The 18,496-nt window shown below is 70.0% G+C and carries 18 protein-coding genes; 9 read left to right on the top strand and 9 right to left on the bottom strand.

Annotated features, from left to right (window positions below; translation table 11 throughout):
* Positions 1-67: 67 nt before the first annotated feature.
* The 3 genes from FB453_RS17835 to FB453_RS17825 all read left to right on the top strand — a co-directional run bounded on the left by FB453_RS17835 (position 68) and on the right by FB453_RS17825 (position 3,160).
* Positions 68-568, top strand: coding sequence for a sigma-70 family RNA polymerase sigma factor (locus FB453_RS17835; RefSeq protein ID WP_091396991.1), 501 nt, complete (start codon positions 68-70; stop codon positions 566-568).
* On the top strand, positions 561-1,250 hold the full coding sequence (locus FB453_RS17830) for a hypothetical protein (RefSeq protein ID WP_145791718.1): 690 nt from the start codon (positions 561-563) through the stop codon (positions 1,248-1,250). Before FB453_RS17835 ends, FB453_RS17830 begins: the two co-directional genes overlap by 8 nt.
* 230 nt (positions 1,251-1,480) lie before the next feature.
* Complete coding sequence (locus FB453_RS17825) at positions 1,481-3,160, top strand: glucuronyl esterase domain-containing protein (RefSeq protein WP_145791715.1); 1,680 nt, start codon at positions 1,481-1,483, stop codon at positions 3,158-3,160.
* Positions 3,161-3,230: 70 nt separating this feature from the next.
* Here the strand turns inward: FB453_RS17825 and FB453_RS17820 are convergent, their stop codons facing one another.
* Positions 3,231-3,893 (bottom strand): type 1 periplasmic-binding domain-containing protein, encoded by a 663-nt coding sequence (locus FB453_RS17820; RefSeq protein ID WP_145791713.1) that lies wholly within the window; start codon positions 3,891-3,893, stop codon positions 3,231-3,233.
* 340 nt (positions 3,894-4,233) lie between these two features.
* On the opposite strand from FB453_RS17820, the gene FB453_RS17815 reads away from it, so the two are divergent.
* The 3 genes from FB453_RS17815 to FB453_RS17805 all read left to right on the top strand — a co-directional run bounded on the left by FB453_RS17815 (position 4,234) and on the right by FB453_RS17805 (position 8,579).
* Positions 4,234-5,292 carry a HupE/UreJ family protein gene (locus FB453_RS17815; protein ID WP_486480320.1) on the top strand — a complete coding sequence of 353 codons (1,059 nt, stop codon included), beginning with the start codon at positions 4,234-4,236 and terminating at the stop codon, positions 5,290-5,292.
* Positions 5,293-5,436: 144 nt separating this feature from the next.
* Entirely contained in the window at positions 5,437-7,410 is a 1,974-nt protein-coding gene (locus tag FB453_RS17810; RefSeq protein WP_145791708.1) for a purple acid phosphatase family protein, read from the top strand.
* Positions 7,411-7,499: 89 nt separating this feature from the next.
* Positions 7,500-8,579: a WxL protein peptidoglycan domain-containing protein gene (locus FB453_RS17805; protein ID WP_145791707.1), complete on the top strand. Its 1,080-nt coding sequence runs from the start codon at positions 7,500-7,502 to the stop codon at positions 8,577-8,579.
* A gap of 12 nt (positions 8,580-8,591) precedes the next feature.
* On the opposite strand, the gene FB453_RS17800 is transcribed toward FB453_RS17805, so the two are convergent.
* Positions 8,592-9,287: a YoaK family protein gene (locus FB453_RS17800; protein ID WP_486480319.1), complete on the bottom strand. Its 696-nt coding sequence runs from the start codon at positions 9,285-9,287 to the stop codon at positions 8,592-8,594.
* Positions 9,288-9,526: 239 nt separating this feature from the next.
* Here FB453_RS17800 and FB453_RS17795 point away from each other — a divergent pair, with 239 nt between their 5' ends.
* Positions 9,527-10,498, top strand: coding sequence for an NADP-dependent oxidoreductase (locus FB453_RS17795; protein WP_222431369.1), 972 nt, complete (start codon positions 9,527-9,529; stop codon positions 10,496-10,498).
* Between the two features lie 4 nt (positions 10,499-10,502).
* Here the strand turns inward: FB453_RS17795 and FB453_RS17790 are convergent, their stop codons facing one another.
* From FB453_RS17790 to FB453_RS17770, 5 genes are all read right to left on the bottom strand, one after another.
* A complete protein-coding gene (locus tag FB453_RS17790; protein ID WP_112585927.1) occupies positions 10,503-11,093 on the bottom strand; it encodes an HAD family hydrolase in 591 nt (196 codons plus the stop codon).
* Positions 11,094-11,109: 16 nt separating this feature from the next.
* The gene (locus FB453_RS17785) at positions 11,110-12,366 is read right to left on the bottom strand and encodes a sigma-70 family RNA polymerase sigma factor (protein WP_145791704.1); all 1,257 of its coding nucleotides are present in this window, start codon (positions 12,364-12,366) and stop codon (positions 11,110-11,112) included.
* A gap of 2 nt (positions 12,367-12,368) precedes the next feature.
* Positions 12,369-12,716, bottom strand: coding sequence for a YciI family protein (locus FB453_RS17780; protein ID WP_145792124.1), 348 nt, complete (start codon positions 12,714-12,716; stop codon positions 12,369-12,371).
* Between the two features lie 129 nt (positions 12,717-12,845).
* Positions 12,846-13,892, bottom strand: coding sequence for a low temperature requirement protein A (locus FB453_RS17775; RefSeq protein ID WP_145791702.1), 1,047 nt, complete (start codon positions 13,890-13,892; stop codon positions 12,846-12,848).
* Positions 13,893-14,077: 185 nt separating this feature from the next.
* Positions 14,078-14,737, bottom strand: a complete 660-nt coding sequence (locus tag FB453_RS17770) for a transcriptional regulator (RefSeq protein ID WP_145791701.1) — start codon at positions 14,735-14,737, stop codon at positions 14,078-14,080.
* A 72-nt stretch (positions 14,738-14,809) separates the two neighbouring features.
* On the opposite strand from FB453_RS17770, the gene FB453_RS17765 reads away from it, so the two are divergent.
* The gene (locus FB453_RS17765; protein WP_145791699.1) at positions 14,810-15,535 is read left to right on the top strand and encodes a hypothetical protein; all 726 of its coding nucleotides are present in this window, start codon (positions 14,810-14,812) and stop codon (positions 15,533-15,535) included.
* A gap of 58 nt (positions 15,536-15,593) precedes the next feature.
* Here the strand turns inward: FB453_RS17765 and trpS are convergent, their stop codons facing one another.
* On the bottom strand, positions 15,594-16,652 hold the full coding sequence (gene trpS, locus FB453_RS17760) for a tryptophan--tRNA ligase (RefSeq protein ID WP_145791696.1): 1,059 nt from the start codon (positions 16,650-16,652) through the stop codon (positions 15,594-15,596).
* Positions 16,653-16,921: 269 nt separating this feature from the next.
* On the bottom strand, positions 16,922-17,392 hold the full coding sequence (locus FB453_RS17755) for a PRC-barrel domain-containing protein (RefSeq protein ID WP_145791694.1): 471 nt from the start codon (positions 17,390-17,392) through the stop codon (positions 16,922-16,924).
* Positions 17,393-17,561: 169 nt separating this feature from the next.
* Between FB453_RS17755 and FB453_RS17750 the strand changes: the two genes are divergently transcribed.
* Positions 17,562-17,816 (top strand): SCO4848 family membrane protein, encoded by a 255-nt coding sequence (locus tag FB453_RS17750; RefSeq protein ID WP_145791692.1) that lies wholly within the window; start codon positions 17,562-17,564, stop codon positions 17,814-17,816.
* Positions 17,817-18,496 lie beyond the last annotated feature (680 nt).

Genomic DNA, 18,496 nt, shown 5'->3' with positions numbered 1-18,496 from the left:
CCGGTCGACCCGGGCGAGTTCCATGCGGCGGTGACCAGGGGACGAGGCATGGGAGGGCACCGGTCGGATGCGTGACGCCGAAGAGTTCGACGCCCTCTACGCGGCCTGTGCGGGACGGGTCGTGGGTCACGTGTACGCCCTCACCGGCAACCGCGCCGAGGCGGAGGACGCCGTCGCCGAGGCGTTCATGCGGGCCTGGCAGCGATGGGCGACGGTGCGGGAGACGGACAGTCCGGAGGCGTGGGTCCGCCGGGTGGCCTCCCGGATCGCGGTGAGCAGCTGGCGCAAGGCGTTCAACCGGGTACGCGCGCACCGCCGGGCCGCGGTCGACCAGGGCGTGCCGGGACTGAACGAGGATCACGTCGCGCTGTTGCAGGCGCTGCAACGGTTGAGCGCCAACGAGCGGCGGGCGGTTGTGCTGCACCATCTCAACGACCTCAGCGTCGCGGAGGTGGCAGCCGAGATGCAGGCCCCCGTCGGCACCGTGAAGACGTACCTCGCCCGTGGTCGGAGAGCGATGGCCGGGTTGCTGACCGATGCGCACCAGGAGGAGACCTCCCATGGCTGATCCGCGCGACGATCTCACCGCGATCGTGGACGAGGTCCGGCGAGTCACCATCCTGCCGGGGGCAGAGACGTTGCGGCACCGCAGCGACCGGCGTCGGCGGCGTCGGACGGCCGTCGGCGCAGCGGGGCTGGCCGTGGTGGCCCTCGCCGCTGGCACCGCAGTGGTGCAGGTACGGAACAACGTCGACACGCCCGGTGCCGGTCCGGCCACCCATGTCGCACCGCCAGTGGTCCCGTCCGCGACCGCCTCGGCGGGACCGCAGGAGATCCTCGGCGGCCGCCGGCAGGTCCAGATCGTGCTGCCCGGCATGCGCGGGGCCACGTTGGCGATCGACCGTGACGGCGATCAGGTGCGGGCCACCACCGAACAGGGCATCGACGATCGGGCGCTGTGGGTGCTGCGCCCGGAGGGCGACAGGTACCGGATCGTCCTGGCGTCCGGTGCCGACGCGATCTGCATGACCGTCGTGCACGACGCCGCGCCGGGCAGCGTACGCGGCCGGGCGTGTGATGCCGCCGCCTCGACGCAGCTCTTCCGAATCGATCAGGTGCCTGATGGCAGCTACTCGATCTTCCAGGGCAAGCGCTACGTCCAGGTGGTCGACGGCACCAACGCCCTGGTCCCCGACCTGCCCGAGGGCCTGACCACCACGTACGAGTTCCTGGACCGCGGGCCGAGGTGAGCAGCCGCGACAGCGGGCCACGATCGTGCCGGGGGTGCTCGGCGTGGACGTGATGCCGGCCGTCGAGCCGGACGTTGACGTCGAAAGGTTTCGATAAGACGGGCCCGAAACTTTCGGAAAAACATTGACACTCCGCGATGGGCTGGCTCAGGCTTTACGTGGCTGGCAATCGTGATCATCGATCTCGCTTCGTCCCTTCCTGTAACCACCACCTCGGAAGGAGACCTCTAGTGACCATCCCCTCGGGCCGTTCCAGGACCCGGTTCCCGGTCGTCGTGCTGGCGCTGGCAGCGCTCACGGTCGCCGGATCGGTATCGGTAGTGACACGAACGACGAACGCTCAGGCCGCCGTGGGCACGCTGGCCGCGGCAGTGGAGGACGAGGGCGTCGACTGCGCCGTGCCCGGTCTGCCTGACCTGGGCTCGCTGCCCACCAACGCCAGGCTTCCCGATCCCTTCAAGAAGCTGAACGGGACGACCATCACCGCCAAGTCCGACTGGCGCTGCAGGCGGGCGGAGATCAAGGAGCTTGCCGAGAAGTTCGTCTTCGGCGAAAAGCCCGCCAAGCCCGCGACGGTCACGGGGACGGTGTCCAACAGCAGCATCACCGTCAACGTGGCACACAACGGCAGGAGCTCCACCTTCTCGGCGCGGGTCGAACTGCCGAGCGGCACCGGTCCCTTCCCGGCCGTCGTGGTCGTCGGCGGGTTCGGCGCGGACACGGCCACCATCAAGGCCGCCGGCGCTGCCGTGATCAGTTACGACCCACTGGCAGTCGGCCGCGAGGGCACTCCCCGGAACAACAAGCAGGGCGCGTTCTACAGCATCTACGGCTCATCCAGCAGCACCGGACTGCTCGCCGCCTGGGGGTGGGGCGTCAGTCGGATCATCGACGTCATCGAGCAGTCTGACGGCAGGATCCTCAAGGCGGACGCGATGGGCGTCACCGGTTGCTCCCGTTACGGCAAGGGCGCCTTCGCGGTCGGTGTGTTCGACCAGCGCATCGCCCTGACCATGCCGATCGAGTCGGGCAGCGCGGGCGTCCCCATCTTCCGGGGCATCCCGGGTGAGGGCGCGCAGAGCCTTAGCAGCGCGTACGGGGAGCAACCCTGGCTGGGTGACGCGTTCGGGTCCTTCACCGGCAGCCCGAACCGGCTCCCGGTGGACACCCACGAGATGGTCGCCATGGTGGCACCGCGCGGACTGTTCATCATGGACAACCCGCACATCGCCAACCTCGGCCCCCGGTCGGCGAGCGTCGCGGCCCTCGGCGGCGCCGAGGTCTACAAGGCGCTCGGCGCTGGCGACAACATCACCTACTGGTCCGACGTCCAGGACGGCAGCCACTGCGCTAACCGCGCGGAGTGGCGTACCCCGTTGCAGAACAACATCCGCAAGTTCCTGCTGAAGACGGGCAACGAGCCGGGTGTGATCCGGATTTCCAGCAAGGCGCTCGGCCGGTTGGCCGACTGGCGGGACTGGTCGACGCCGGTCCTGGCCGACGGCCCGACCACCCCGCCGCCGACCACGCCGCCCCCGACCACGCCGCCCCCGACCACCCCGCCCCCCACCACCCCGCCGCCGACCACGCCGCCCCCGACCACCCCGCCGCCGGCCGGTGGTGGTTGTGCGGCGACGGTGTCGGTCAACCAGTGGACGGGCGGTTTCGTCGCCACGGTGCGGGTGACCGCCGGCGCCGCGCCGGTAAACGGTTGGACGGTCGCCATGACGTTGCCGTCGGGCGCCAGCATCACCAGCGTCTGGAGCGCCAACCGGAGCGGCAGCACCGGGACCGTCCAGTTCACCAACGTCGCCTACAACGGGGCCATCGCTGCCGGGCAATCGACCGAGTTCGGTTACCAGGGCAGCGGCACCGGCGCGGGGATGACTCCCACCTGTTCGACCGGGTGACCCGCGGGCCCGGTGCGGAGGTTTCACCGCCTCCGCGCCGGGCCGCTCCGCTCCGAGGCGGAGCAGAGCATCAGAGCCAGACCACGAGCCCGGTCAGGTCGTTGAGGACGGCCGCCACGCCTGCCCGGATGGCCGCGGCGCAGCGGTCGGCGGTGAACGAGTTCGGGTCGTACGTCGAGGACATCCCGAGCCCTTCGCCACGGAACGACGCGCCGTCCCAGTCGACAGCTGTGACGTTGTGGGTGGGCTCGGCGAGTTCTGCGCCGACCACGAGGAACTTCTCGTCCAGGTGGTTCGGCGTGACCAACGCGAGCCCGTCGATGAGGTCGTTACCCGCGCTGACGATGAGGTCCGGGCCCATCTCCATCGCCTTGGCGATGCTGGGAACGGTGTCGTGCGCGTTGCCGACGACGATGGTCCTCAGGTCGACGTGCTCGTCGTCGGCCCATTCCTTCACCGCCGTCACGAGGGCCTTCGTCGGGTTGTCCGCACCGCTGGTCAGCAGGACGACCCGGTAGTCCTTCGGCGGGTGGACGCCTGCCCACGAGCCGGGTTGCGGGGTGATGGTCGCCTCCGGCGCGGGCTTCGTGGAGGGGTCGACGAACCCCGGGCCGAGAGTGCCGATGGCGCTGGGCGCCGGACGTGGCTCGGACCAGTCGTCGCTGGAGTTGCAGGCGGTGACCAGCGCGGCGGTCGCGGCCAGCATGGCAACGGCCCGAAGCGGGGGGCGCAAGGTGATCGTCCTCCGGGTGGTGGCGGAAAGTGCGCGTACTTCTTCGTATTCCTATCTCAATTCCGGTCACCGGTAATCGGTGGGCGGCCGTTCGGGGAAGTTGTTCTCCGGCGGTTCGTCGGTGCGCGGGTTGGTGTTCACCCACGGCATGCAACGTGCACTGGCCAACCGAGGGAGTCGAATGTCAGGCCGGATCCGCCGTACCGTTATCGTCGCCGCTGTCGGTTTCGCCGCAGCGGTGGTTCCGTTTCTGGGAGCCGAACCGGCGTCCGCGCACGGCTTCTCGTCGACTGTGTACGCGAAAATTTCGGCGGGAGATGAGGGTCACATTCGAACCGAGGTGGAGCTCGAATACGACCTCCTCGTCGTGTCCGCGGCGGATGCCGGCGACGACGACCCGCTCTTCCAGGCGGGAACCGCCGCGTTCGAGGCGGGCGACACCGCCGCCCAGGCCGCTGCCCTGAAGGGTCACGCGTCGGCGGTTCTCGGGTACGTCTCCGACCGATTCTCGGTGAGTTCCCGGGGTGCGGCCTGCCGACCGACCCAGGTGGGTGACGCGACGATCGGCGAGCGCGAGGGTGTGCCGTACGCGGACCTGCTGCTCGACTGGACCTGCCCGGAGCCTGTCGACGAGCACGTGGTGCGCAGCGGCCTCTTCCCGGATGGCGAGGGCTACGTCAAGGGTACGAAGACGATCGTCACCTACGAGATCGACGGCCGTTCGGGCAGCGCGGCGCTCGACGCCGCCAACCCGTCCTTCTCGACCGCGCAGGCCTGGTACCAGCGGTTCGGCGAGTTCTTCCTCCTGGGCGCCGAGCATCTGTTGACCGGGATCGACCACATCCTGTTCCTGCTGGCGCTCATCGCCGGGTCTCGGCGGCTTCGGGAGATCGTGCTCGCAGCCACCAGCTTCACCCTCGCGCACTCGGTGACGTTCATGCTCGCCGCGCTCGGCCTGGTCGAGGTGCCGGGGGTGATCGTGGAGCCGATCATCGCGTTGTCGATCGCCGTCGTCGCCGGTTGGCACCTGTGGGGGATCTGGCGGCGTGGTGAGCACGCGGCCGACCTGGAGACGGCCGGGCGCGGCCACTTCAGCCTGGATCGGGCCGGCTGGATCCGCCTCGGTGTGGTGTTCTGCTTCGGCCTCGTGCACGGCCTCGGCTTCGCGGGCGCGCTGGGTATCGACGAGGCGTGGTCGTGGACCCTGCTGTGGTCGCTGCTGGTGTTCAACGTCGGCATCGAGGTCGTTCAGTTGACGATTATCGCCGTCGTCTTCCCGCTGCTGTTCGTGCTGCGCCGTCGTGCGCCGAAAGCCGGCCTCTGGGCTACCGGGGCTGTTTCCGCAGCCGTGTCCATTATGGGGTTGATCTGGTTTGTGCAGCGCATTTCTGGATCATGAGTAGGGCTAAGTAGTTCGTGAAGTGCAGTCTTTCGCAAGATCACGTTCATGGTCGGTTCATCGGGCGGCGAAAGCGTGGAATTGCTTCCCCAGCGTCGGGTGAAGGCACAATCCATTTCTCTATTTGAAAAGGGAACAATGTCGATGACATTGAGCACCTCGACACGGGCCTCCGCGCTCGTGCGGCGGCGCCTGGTCGCCGGGGTCGCAGCCGGGTTCCTCGGTATGGGCGGGGCCCTCGGCAGTGGCCTGATGGCCACCGCGAGCGCTGCCGAGTCCACCACGATCACCGGTGTGGTCCTCGGCGTCGGCGCCAACGAGACCCAGCGCATCGTGAGCTGGTACTCCTCCGCCGACACCGCGCAGAAGATCCAGCTCGCCCCGACCGCCGAGATCGTCAACGGCGAGTTCCCGGCCGGCGCGGTCAGCTTCGACGCCGTCGGTGCGGCGAACACCTCCGCCACCGGCTTCAACCGGCACGCCACGATCAGCAACCTGCGTGAGAAGACGGCGTACTCGTACCGGGTCGGCGCCGAGGGCAGCTGGTCCCCGGCGTACGCCTTCAAGACGCAGGACTTCGAGGGCGACTACGACTTCCTGTTCTTCGGCGACCCGCAGATCGGCTCCTCCGGTGACCGGCTGAAGGACCAGGCCGGCTGGGAGGACACCCTGAAGGTGGCCACCGCGGCCAACCCGAACGCCGAGCTGCTGGTCTCCGCCGGCGACCACGTCGAGAGCGCCAACGACGAGGGTCAGTGGACCTCGTTCCTGGCCCCCGACCAGCTGCGTCAGATCCCCCTCGTCGCCACCATCGGCAACCACGACGTCGGCGGCAAGTCCTACGAGCAGCACCACTTCACCCCGAACACCGACCGCTCGTCTGCGTACTACAACGGGGACCAGGCGACCCGGTCCGGCGGCGACTACTGGTTCATCCACAAGGATGTGCTGTTCATCGACCTGAACAGCAACAGCTACGCCAACCCGGCGGACGGCTCCGCCGGTGGCGACGCGGCGCACGTCGCGTACGTCACCGACGTCATCAACAAGCACGGCTCCGAGGCCAAGTGGAAGGTGCTGGTCTACCACCACTCCATCTACTCGCCGGCCAGCCACGCGACCGACACCGACAACAAGCAGCGGCGGGAAGACTTCACCACCGCGTTCTCCAACCTCGGCGTCGACATGGTCCTGCAGGGCCACGACCACAGCTACTCGCGCAGCTACTCCATCAAGAACGGCCAGAAGGAGAACCCGGCTGAGAAGCCGGGCGCTGCGGACGTTTTCCCCGGCCCGGGTGGCGTCATCTACGTGACGGCCAACTCGGCCTCCGGCTCGAAGTACTACGACATCAAGAAGCCGGACGCCACCGGCACCGGCATCCGTGGCAACGGCCCGGACCCGCTGGACGCGAGCAAGTACTGGTACAACTCCGTGCAGAACCAGGAGCACGTGCGCAGCTACGTCAAGGTGCAGGTTCGCGGCGACAAGCTGGTTCTCGCGAACGTTCGCAGCGGCACCTGCGCGGCGCCGAACGCGGCCGTCGAGAAGGGCCTGTCCTGCGTCAACACTCCGGACGGTCAGCCGGTCGGCTCGATCGTCGACAACGTGACGGTGCACCCGTTCCACGGTGACGGCCAGGCCATCCAGGTCAACGTGCCGAACCCGGCTCCGGGCGAGTTCGGCTGGACGATCGACGGCTACAACGGTCTGGTCGACCTGGGTACCGCGCAGGAGCGCAACGGCACCTACTTCCAGGCCAACGGCAAGATCAACCCGATCCTCGTGTCGGACAGCCGCCGGTCCCTCGCCCCGTGGTCGATCTCGGCCAACGTCGGCGACTTCCAGGACGCCGACAAGAAGTTCTCCGGCTCCTACCTGGGCTGGAACCCGTACGTGCTCGACGCCGGCGCGGGCGCTGAGGCCGGTGCCGCGGTCCTGTCGTCCCTCGACGACCAGGGCAAGGGCCTCTCGGTCTCCAGCGCGCTCGCCGCGGCCGCGCAGGGTCACCCGCGTGGCGGCGCCAAGCTCGGCGCTGACCTGGATCTGAAGATCCCGGACAGCATCGCGAAGGGCAGCTACCGCACCACCCTCACGATCACTGCCTTGAGCAGCTGACCGGACTGTTCCATTCGGCGGGGTAGGCACCTTCGGGGCCTACCCCGCCACCGGTTCACCCACTACCAAGATCACCACAAGGACTTGAGATGCGACCGTCCGTAACTCGCTGGAAGACCACGACCGCCGCAAGCCTCCGTACGACGGCACTGTCCCTGCTCGCAGTCGTCGCGGCCGTCGGTGTCGGCGCCGGTCCCGCCCTCGCGGCGGACGGCAACGTCGCCTGGACGGTCCGGACGGCCTCCAACGGCTACGGCGAGGCCCGGTCCAGCTACAGCTACAACGTCAATCCGGGCGGTGCCGTCGAGGACGCCATGGTCGTGGCCAACCGCGGCCCGGCGCCGCTGACCCTCTCCGTGTACGCGGCCGACGGCTTCACCACCGACGCCGGCCAGCTCGACCTGCTCACCAGGGACAAGAAGTCCATCGCGATCGGCGCCTGGGTGAAGCCGAACGCCGGCAGCGTTATCATCCAACCCGGAACGACCGCCCAGGTCCCCTTCAAGGTCAACGTTCCGGAGAACGCCACGCCCGGCGACTACGTCGGTGGCATCCTCACCACGCTGACCCAGGCCGACCAGGCTGAGGGGATCAACGTCGACCGGCGCCTCGGCATCCGGATCAAGTTGCGGGTGGGCGGCGAGCTGAAGCCGAACCTCGCGATCGAGAACCTCAACGTCACGTACGCCGGGGCGACCAACCCGTTCAGCAAGGGTGACGCCACCATCACCTACAAGGTCCACAACGTCGGCAACGCGGCCCTGTCCGGTAAGCAGGCGGTGACCGTGTCGGGCCCGTTCGGCCTGCTGCGGGTGCGGGCCCAGGATGTCGCCGCGCCGCCGGAGCTGCTTCCGGGTGAGAGCTGGGACGTGAGGGTGCCCGTACACGGGGTGGCTCCCGCCATCTCGCTCGCCGCGACCGCGACAGTGACACCCCTGCTCACCGACGCATCGGGCTCCACCACCTCGCTCAAGTCGGTCCAGGTCACCGCGCACGGCTGGGCCCTGCCCTGGACGCTGGTGCTGGTGCTCGTCGTGCTGATCGCCGTGCTCATCGGTGCGTACCTGTACCGACGCCGCAACCGGGCGCAGAGCAAGGCGCGCGAGGACGCTCGCGTCCGCGACGCCGTCGAGCAGGCGCTTCGTGGCCCGGAGCCGCAGACCTCCTGATCGCGGCTCCGGTCACCTCGGCTGGCTTCGGCCGGCGGCGGTTCTGGCCCGCTGGGTCAGGCCGATCGCGAACGCGATCACGGCGACCACCAGCACCGCCGCCGGCACGGATGCCCAGGTCGGGGCCGTACGCAGCACCACAGTGCCGAGCACGGCACCGACCACCAGCCCCGCCAGCCGGCCGGCGCCACCCACGTCGGCGAACCGGTGCGGGTCGACGACGCGACGCCGGACCAACTCGGTCAGCGAGCCGGTCAGGTAGGTGGTCGACGCGCCCCGTACACCGGCGGCCACCGTGATCACGCTCTGGATGCCGCTCGACACGGCCGCCATCGCCAGCAGCACGAGCCCGAAGCCGTATCCGGGACGTGCCGAGCAGGCAAACCAGCCCACAGTGAAGCCGAGCAGCAGCACCGCCTCGGCCGATGTCACCACAGCGGTACGGCGGTTCCAACCCGGCGAGGTGTGCCGCAACGGCACAGTGGCGCCGGCCACGCCCACCGCGTACCCGCCAACCGCCACCACCGCCCCGGCGAGCGAGCGGGTGTCGGCAGTGGCGATCGAGTGGCCGAAGTGCACGAGGTTACCGGTGACCACACTGGCGAAGTAGCCGTTGAGCTTGGTCAGACAGATCACGTCGATGCAGCCGGAGGCCGCGGCCAGTGCCACCAGGAGCCAGGCCGCGGCCCGCGTCGACGGAGCGTGCACGATGCCCCTTCCGTCGGTCCTGCGGCCAGCGCGACGCGCCCGGTCCTCCACGTCGAACGCACCCGCGCTCGCGCCCGGCGCGGTACGCGGACATTCCCGTGCCCGCCCCGGCTACGCCCGGCCAGGCCCACCGAGCGCGGGCGTTCGCCCTTGTGGGTGAACGACGCTCAGCCCCGGGCCACGCCCGTTCCCGAGCCGGCATGCTGCGACGGTGACGCCGGCACGGAGAGGGAATCCACATGGTTGACGGGGATGTGCCAGAGCGGATGCAGGCCGCGGCCTTCGACGAGTTCGGCGGGCCGGAGGTGATCATCCTGCGGAAGCTGCCGATCCCGCAGGTCGCCGACGACGAGGTGCTGATCAAGGTCCTGAGCGCCGGTGTCGGGGTGTGGGACGCGTACGAGCGCGAGGGTGTGCTGGTGCCGGAGGGCTCCGCGCTCCCGATCGTGCCCGGCTCCGACGGTGCCGGAACCGTCATCGCGGCCGGCAGCAAGGTGACCAGCCTGGCGGTGGGCGACCTGGTCTACGTCTCCGCCACCATGCGGCCGAAGGGCGGCTTCTACGCCGAGTACGCGTCGGTAAAGGCGGAGTACGCGGCGACGGTCCCCGACGGTGTGCCTCCCGAACACGCCGGGGCCATGCCCACCGATGCGCTGACCGCGCTGGCCGGGCTCGACGCGATCAGCCTGTCGGCCGGCGCCTGGCTGCTGATCTTCGGTGCGAGCGGTGGTCAGGGCCACCTGGCCGTGCAGTTGGCGAAGCGGCAGGGGCTGAACGTGATCGCCGTGGCATCCGGGGCGGACGGCGTCGCGCTGGTGACCCGGCTCGGCGCCGACGTGTCCCTCGACGGCTACGGCGACATGACCGACGTGCTGGCCCGGATCCGGGACGCGGCGCCGGGCGGGGTGAACGCCATCCTGGCGATGGCCGGCGGCGCGACGCTGGACCGGCTCACCGAGGCGCTGGCCGACGGCGGAGTTGTCGCGTTCCCCCACGGGGTGCGGCCGGAGCCGCAGGAGCGGCCGGGCGTCATGGTCCGCGCGTACGACGGCGAATCGAACCCTCGACAGTTGCAGCGCCTCAACGAACTCATCGAGGCCGGGCCGTTCGTGGTGCACGTCGCGGAGAAGTTCCCGCTGGGCAAGGTGCGGGACGCGCACCAGCGCCTACAGACGTCCTACTCCGGCAAGCTCCTGCTGACGGTCGCCTGAGACGTCAGGGCGTGCGCTGCTGCGGCACGCGTACCGAAGCCATGCCGGCCGCCGTCGCGGCCTGGATGCCCAGGTCGGTGTCCTCGAAGACCAGGCAGGACTCCGGGGGTACGCCGAGCTGCTCCGCCGCGAGCAGGAACGCCTCCGGGTCGGGCTTGGCCCGGGTGTAGTCGTCGGCGCAGACCAGCACGTCGAACCGGTCCAACAGGCCGAGCGCCTCCAGGGAGGCGGTGACCGACGCGCGGGTGCTGCCGGAGACGACGGCGAACGGGACCCGCCGGTGCGCGTCGTGGATGTGCGCCAGCACCTCGGGCACGGCGGCGAGCTGCGGTAGCAACTCCTGGTAGTAGCTCTCCCGGCGCTCGACGACGGCCGCCACCGGCATGGCAAGACCCTGCTGCTCGTTCAGCGCGACGATGATGTCGGCGGTCGGCCGCCCACCCCAGGCGTAGAAGAGGTCCTCGGGGAACTCGCAGCCCCACTCCTCAAGGGCCCGCTGCCAGGCCAGATAGTGCAGCGGCATCGAGTCGACGATGGTGCCGTCGCAGTCGAACAGGTACGCGGCGAACGGCCCGGGAGGCAGAGGCAGACTCACCCGGGAAGGGTACAACTCACTCGGTCGTGACGGCTCTCAGCTGGCTGAGCAGGTACGCGCGCTCCGGTTCGGTGCCGACCAGCGTCAACGCGCTGCGGTACGCGGCCGCGGCCTCGTCGTGCCGGCCGAGCCGGCGCAGCAGGTCGGCCCGCGCCGCCGGATAGGGGTGGTGGCCGCGCAGCCGAGGCTCGTCGGCCAACTCGTCGAGCAGCGCGAGCCCCGCCGCCGGCCCGTCCCGCATGGCGACCGCGGCGGCCCGGTTCAGCGCGACGATCGGTGAGGGCACCAGGCCGAGCAGCACGTCGTAGAGGGCCACCACCTGCGGCCAGTCGGTGCTGGCCACGTCGGCGGCCTCGTCGTGCAGCGCGGCGATGGCGGCCTGCACGCCGTACGGGCCGGGCGCTCGGCCGGTCAGCGCGACCACCACCAGGCCGCGCCCCTCCTCGATCATCTGACGGTCCCAGCGTCCACGGTCCTGGTCGTCGAGAAGGATCATGGCGCCGTCCGGCCCGGTACGCGCGTCCCGTCGGGCGTGGACCAGCAGCATCAGGCCGAGCAGCCCGGCGACCTCCCGCTCGGCCGGCAGCAGCCGACGCAGGATCCGGCCCAGCCGGATGGCCTCCTCGGCCAGGTCGATCCGTTGCAGATCCGGGCCGGAGCTGGCCGCGTACCCCTCGGTGAAGACCGAGTAGACGGCCTGGAGCACAGAGGGCAGACGGCCGGGCAGCTCGTCGGGACCGGGCACCCGGAACGGGATGCGTGCGTCGCGGATCTTGCGTTTCGCGCGGACGAGTCGTTGCGCCATGGTGGCGGGCGGCACCAGGAAGGCCCGCGCGACCTCGGTGGTCGTGAGGCCGGCCAGGAATCGCAGGGTGAGCGCGCCGCGATCCTGCGCGGCCAGCGCCGGATGCGCACAGGTGAAGAAGAGCGCCAACCGGTCGTCGGGCAGGTCGCGATCCGCGTCGGCGGGCGGCGCGTGATCGGCCCGCTCTGCCTCCGCCTGCAGGACGGCGAGCCGGGTCGCCAGCACCCGGTCCCGACGCAGCCGGTCCACGGCCCGACGCCGAGCCGTGGTGAGCAGCCAGGCGCCCGGCCGGCTCGGGACGCCGTCGGTCGGCCAGTGCGTCAGCGCCGCCTCGATGGCCTCGGAAGTCACCTCCTCGGCCAGGTCGAGGTCGCCGAAGCGGCGCACGAGCGAGGCGAGCAGTCGGCCGCGTTCCTCCCGGAACACCGCCTCCACCGACGACCCGACGGCTGCCCCCTCGCCCTGCATGGTCAGACCTGCACGTCGAGCTCGAAGATCGGACGGACCTGAACCGATCCGGTGCCGACGGCTCCGGGGCTGCGGGCCGCCCACTCCAGCGCGGCGTCGAGGTCCGGCACGTCGATGACGTCGTACCCGCCGAGCAGCTCGCGGGTCTCGGCGAACGGCCCGTCGGTGATCGTGCGCTCGCCGTCCGGGCCGACCTGCACAGTGGTGCAGGTGGTCAGGTCCTGCAAGGGGTGCCCGGAGACCCAGACCCCGGCGTCCTTCATCTCCCGGTCGTAGCGGATCCAGTCCTCGAAGCTGCACCCGTTGTCGACGACCTCCCCGTCAACCATGGGGCTCATGAACAGCAGCATGTACTTCACGTTTCGGCTCCTCTCGGTGCGGCGTGTCGCCGTACAGCATGACGACGAACGCGGGCTGCTGTTATCGACACCGCGCGTCAGGTTTTTCGTGGCCGGGCTGCACCGAGGGCACGGCGGTGCTCAGGAGGGGCCCGGCTGTGCCACCTCGGGTCGTTCGTCGCGTCGGTCCATCCGTCGCTCGAACCAGGTCACCCCGATCAGGAGAGCGGTCAGCACTGTGAGCGCCACCAGCGGCGGCAGGGATCGGCTGATCGGCAGCAGGGCCAGCGGCAGCAGCGCAGCGACGACCTGCGTCGGGTACACCGCGCCAACTGTCAGCCGGCGGAAGACCAACCTGCTGAGCAGGTAGAGGGCCGCGCCGCCGTACAGAGCGGTGGCGGCCTCCCAGCCCAGTCGGTCGGGGTGCGCCGACTCCTCGGTGAGCTGGGCGATCACCTCCTCGATGCCGAGCGCGACGTAGATGGCACCGATGATCAGCGGGGAGTGCCCGATGCCGTACGCGTCGCCGGCCACGCTGGCCCGTCGCTCACCCGGCACAGTGCTGACGGCCTTCCGCGCGGCGGGGGCCAGCCGGTCGAAGTAGAGCCACCACAGGCAGACCGTGCTGGTGAGGCCGAGCAGCGCGGCCAGCACGGCACCGACCGGTGCCATCGTCCGTGGCCCTTCGCCGGCCGAGATCAACGACTCGCCCAGCGCGATGATGAGCACCAGGCCGAACCGCTCGGTGAAGTGGTCCACGCTGCCCAGTTGCCACGGCCGGCAGGCGGACGCGATCCGCGCGCCGCCGATGTCCACCAGCAACGCGGCGGTCCAGAGCGCCGTCTGGGCCGCGCCGCCGAGCAGGGCGCCGACGATCAGCGGGAGCCACGCCAGGATCACCGGCACGCTGAAGAAGCGCAGCGTCGAGCGCAGTGCCGGGTTCGTCGCGCTCACCCAGAACAAGATCGCCAGCTGCACCGCCCGGCCGACCACGTAGGCCAGGGCGAGGGTGAGCGGCGCGTCGAGCAACCCCGGGCTCTGTTTCCAGGCGTCCGGCAGCACCAGCGCGGCCACGAAGATCGCCGCCATCGCGACCAGGGTGGCCGCGCGGACCAGGCCGACGTCGGGCCGGACCAGGTTCCCCACCCAGGTGTACGGACCCCAGGAGTAGAGCAGCAGGAGGAGCAAGCCTGGGCCAGGGTGAGCGCGCTCGGCGACCCCGCCATGAACGTGATGACCCGGGTGAGCGCGAAGACGAAGACCAGGTCGAAGAAGATCTCGAACATCGTGGTCCGGTGCGTCACCCCCGCCGGCACCGGACGAATGTCGAGAACCTCCTCATCCTCGCATTCTGCGCTATATCGATCGGCGGTTCATCCGGTCCACTCGCCCGGCGCCCCTCCGAAGAGCAGGAAGAACCGCTGGGCCGCTGCGATGTCGCCGTGCACGTCGATTTCGCCCGCCGAGACCGCCGATCGCAGCGGCGTGCCGCCGAACATCAGGCCCCGCATTGCTTTGACCGTGCCGGTGACCGTGACGTCGACCTCGCCTGACCGGCCACGGACCACGCTGATCCCACTCGGGGACACCCCCACCTCGAAGGCGTCGGTGCCCACCTGCAACCGGAGTCGAGCGGTCACCGGCGCGCTGGTCGGTGGCCGATAGAGGGCCTTGAGCAACAGCATGAACGCGTCAGTGCTCATCTCGACGTCCGGCTCCGCGGGCAGGCCGGCGCCCCACCGGGACAGCTCGATCAGTGTCGGCTCCAGTTGCTGACCGCGTTCGGTCAGCTCGTACGCGTGCACGCTGGCCGGCGGCCCGAGCTGCACCCGCCGGACGATGCCGGACTGCTCCAGCTCCCGCAGTCGCTGGCTGAGCACGTTCTGGCTGGCCTTCGGCAGGCCGGCCCGCAGATCGCCGAAACGCTTCGGGCCGAACACCAGCTCTCGGACGATCAACAGAGCCCAGCGCTCGCCGACGATGTCCATCGTGCGCGCCGCCCCGCAGGCGTCCTGGTAAGTCCGCTGAGTCACATCGCCATCGTAGTCGGCGCCCACCGAGCAGTGCTAACGTCGGACCTTGTAGTCCTAAGTTAGGAGTAAGTCATGGATGCACTGCTCGCCAAGGTGATCGAGCGTCACGGCGGCCTCGATCGCTGGAACACCGCGTCGACCCTCACCACCCGGCTCACCTACAGCGGCCCGTTCTGGGCGTTCAAGGGCCGCCCCGACTTCGACAGCACCGAACTGGTCGAGGCCGACCTGCACCGGGAACGGATCCGCCACGTCCAGGAGGGCACCGGCCAGGTCACCGAGTACGACAGCGACACCGACCGGGTCACCGTCACCGCGGCCGACGGCAGCCTGATCGACGAGTTGACGAACCCCCGGGCCAGCTTCGCCGGCTACACGCAGGAGAGCCAGTGGACGCTCGCCCAGGCGGCCTACTTCCGTGGCTACGCCACCTGGCACTACCTCGTCGAGCCGTTCCTGTTCACCTGGGCGGGCGTCGAGGCGCACGAGATCGAGCCATGGACGCAGGAGAACGGCGAGTCGTGGCGCGTACTGCGCGTCACGTTCCCCGAGAGCGTGCACACCCACACCGACACCCAGCTGTACTACTTCGACGACAGCGGGCTGCTGCGGCGCATGGACTACCAGCCGGTGGTCAACGGCTCCTCCCCGGTCGCGCACTACGTGAGCGGGGCGACCGAGGTCGACGGGCTGGTCGTGCCCACGCGACGCCGGATCCACATCCGCCAGGAGGACCGCACTCCGGATCTCTCCTGGACGCCGATCACCCTGGACCTGGCTGACGTCCGGATCCGCTGAGACCCCGGCGGTGTCGCAGCGGACCCGGCGTCACGCCGCCGACCGGACGCCCCGGCCTTCAGGTCGAGGCGTCCGTCCGGCGTCGGCTCCGCTCAGCCCGCCGCCGCACCTGCTGGTACGCGCCGGTCAGCCCCATCGCCCGGCGTACCTCGAGCACCGTCTGGCGTACCTCCTGGCGGGTCCGCTCCGTGCCCTCGACGATCAGTCGGTCGACCAGGCCCCGGTCGGCTTCGATCTCGGCCCGGCGCTGCCGGATCGGCGCCAGAAACTCCTCCAGCGCGACGATCAGTCGTTCCTTGACCTCCACGTCACCCACCCGCCCGGCCCGGTACCGCCGGGCCAGGTCGGCCACCTCGTCGCGGTCCGGATTGAAGACCTCGTGGTACGCGAAGACCGGGTTGCCCTCCACAGTGCCCGGCACGTCGGCCCGCACCCGGTTCGGGTCGGTGTACATGCCGAGCACCTTGCGACGCACCGTCGCCGCGTCGTCGGAGAGCGCGATCGCGTTGCCCCGGCTCTTGCTCATCTTGGCGGCGCCGTCGGTCCCTACCAGGCTCGGGGTGTCCGCCGGGATCAACTCGGGCACCGGGAAGACGGGGCCGTACAGGTGGTTGAACCGCCGGGCGATCTCTCTGGTCACCTCGACGTGTGCGGCGTTGTCCCGGCCGACCGGAACCACCTCCCCCTTCACACAGAGGATGTCCGCGGCCTGGAGCACGGGATAACCCAGCAGCCCGTAGGGCATCTCCTCCTTGCCGGCGTCGCGGGCCATGTCCTTGAGCGAGGGCACGCGTTCCAGCCGGGGGACGGTCACCAGGTTCTGGAGGAGGGTGTTGAGGTCGCCGACCTCGGGGATGGCCGACTGGAGGTAGAAGGTGGCACGGTCCGGGTCGACGCCGGCGGCGAGGATGTCGGTCACCATCTCGCGGGCGTTGCCGGCGACCTGGTCGATGTCCTCCCGGCGGTTGCGGGTGGTGAGCATGTGCAGGTCGGCGATGATGAAGAAGCTCTCGTAGCGCCGGTGCAGCCGTACCCGGTTGGCGATGCTGCCGACGTAGTGGCCGAGGTGCAGGCGGCCGGTGGGCCGGTCGCCGGTGAGCATTCGTGCGACGGACATGGTGGTGCCTCTCGTATCCGAAGGTGGGTCACGCGTGGGCGCGCGCCGAGCAGGGCTGGCTCAGCCCTGCTCGGTCAGCGGGATCGACTCAGCGAGTCGCCCGCCATCGCGCGCCGGCGCGAAACCGCAGACCACCGGCACGGAGGACGTTCAGAAGTTGTTCACGGCCATCGCCGGAGCTGGTCGGGATCTCGGGCACGGCACCGAGGAAGCGGTCGTCGACCAGGTCGACCGCCTCGGATGCGCAGTTGCCCGTCCGGACCACGGCCTCAGATTACCCGCGGGATGGCACCGGGAGGGGGAAGGTAGCTGTCGGCGTAGTAGGCGCCGACGCGTTCCCGGTACTCGTGGTCGGCCGAATCCGGATCGAACAGTGGGGCGTCCTTGATCTGCTGACGGGTCCGGTCGACGTGCACGACGCGTTCCTGGTGATCCACCCGGTCGACCGTCCCGGCCGGCAGCAACACCTTCTGGCCGAAGATCCACGGCCCGGTGTCCACCACCAGGTGCCCGGCGTCCGCCTCGTCGCTCGTCTCGTCGATGGTGCCGATGCGCCCGTCGCTCGCCTGCACCTGATAACCCACCAGGTCGACGGGGGTGCCCGGGCCGGGAGCATCCGGGCCGTCGTGCCCATCCTCCTGACCCTCGGGAGGGGTGACCGAGGGGGTGGTCTGGGTATACCCGCCGGCCAAGGCGGATGGATCACGCCAGGCCCAGGGGTTGAAGATCGAGGGTTGCATGGGGCACCTCCAGGGGACGGTCCTCAGCTGTCCCCCTTCGCAGTGCCCATCCCGCTGACGACGGAAACAGCCTGCGCTCTGCGCGGCGGTGCTCCTGCCCGGGTTTGGCAGGGCGTTCGGGTCCGCGTCGCCGGCCCGCTGAACAGGTGCGCTGGCATACTCGGCTGCCATGGTGCTGTCGCGAGGGTGGAGTCTCTTCCTGGTCGGGGTCGGCGTCTGGACCTGGGTGATCTGGCCGAGGTTTGCGGTGGCCATCTGGCAGGACCCGCGGTCCTGGGCGTCCGGCACGGTGGCCGAGGGCGCAGCCACCAGCTTCCTGTGGGTGCACGCGCTGTTGATCGCCGCGTCCCTCGCAATCGGCACCACCGCCGGCGTCCTCGGTGTCCGGGCCTGGCTCGCCGCCCGGCGGCGGCAGGCGTCCTGATCGCCGCCCGCTCCTGCGGACCGGGCCGAATCGGCGCCCGAACCGCTGTCAGCCGCCGAGCCCCGGTTGCTGCCGGGTGGGGCCTGACCGAGCCTGGTTGCTGCCGGACAGGCTTGACCTGGGGAAACCGGTCGGACGCGCGAATGTGACGCGCGCCGCTACCCGTGGATTTGACGATCAAACCCGCAGACGCGTAACTTTCTCTCTGCCAGCGCGGAACGGGGCAAACGGGACGAAGGTCCTGGAGCACCGAAACGGGATGGCAACCGGGTCAAGCAGGGGTTCGCTCCTGGGAGACGCGGTCCGGGCGGGGCTTGCCGGATCGGCCGCGAGGCGGATTTGGTGCGGCGAAGCCGACCGGGTAAGGTTCACGACCGGCAGGGAACCGGGCGAGACTGCGGGAAACCGCAGCGGCCGGCCTGCTGAATCCGACGACCTGACGCAGCGGTTCGCTGCTGCGTGAGTGCGCCGGCGCTGACCCGTACGAAGCATGACAGACCGGGACACACGGTTTGACACGGCGGAGACGGTGAGGTAACGTAGTAAGAGTGCCCGGCGCGAGAGCGACGGGGACGCGGTACGAAAAGCCCCGGTTGGGGTTCCACTGAGGTGGGGCTTCTGGTCGGTGTGTGGTTGTTCTTTGAGAACTCAACAGGGTGCTTGTAAAGCCAGTGCCAATT

It is taken from the genome of Micromonospora sp. CNZ322 (genome assembly GCF_007827755.1).
Note: the sequence above shows the minus strand (reverse complement) of the source record. Positions and strands in the feature narration are given on the sequence as shown.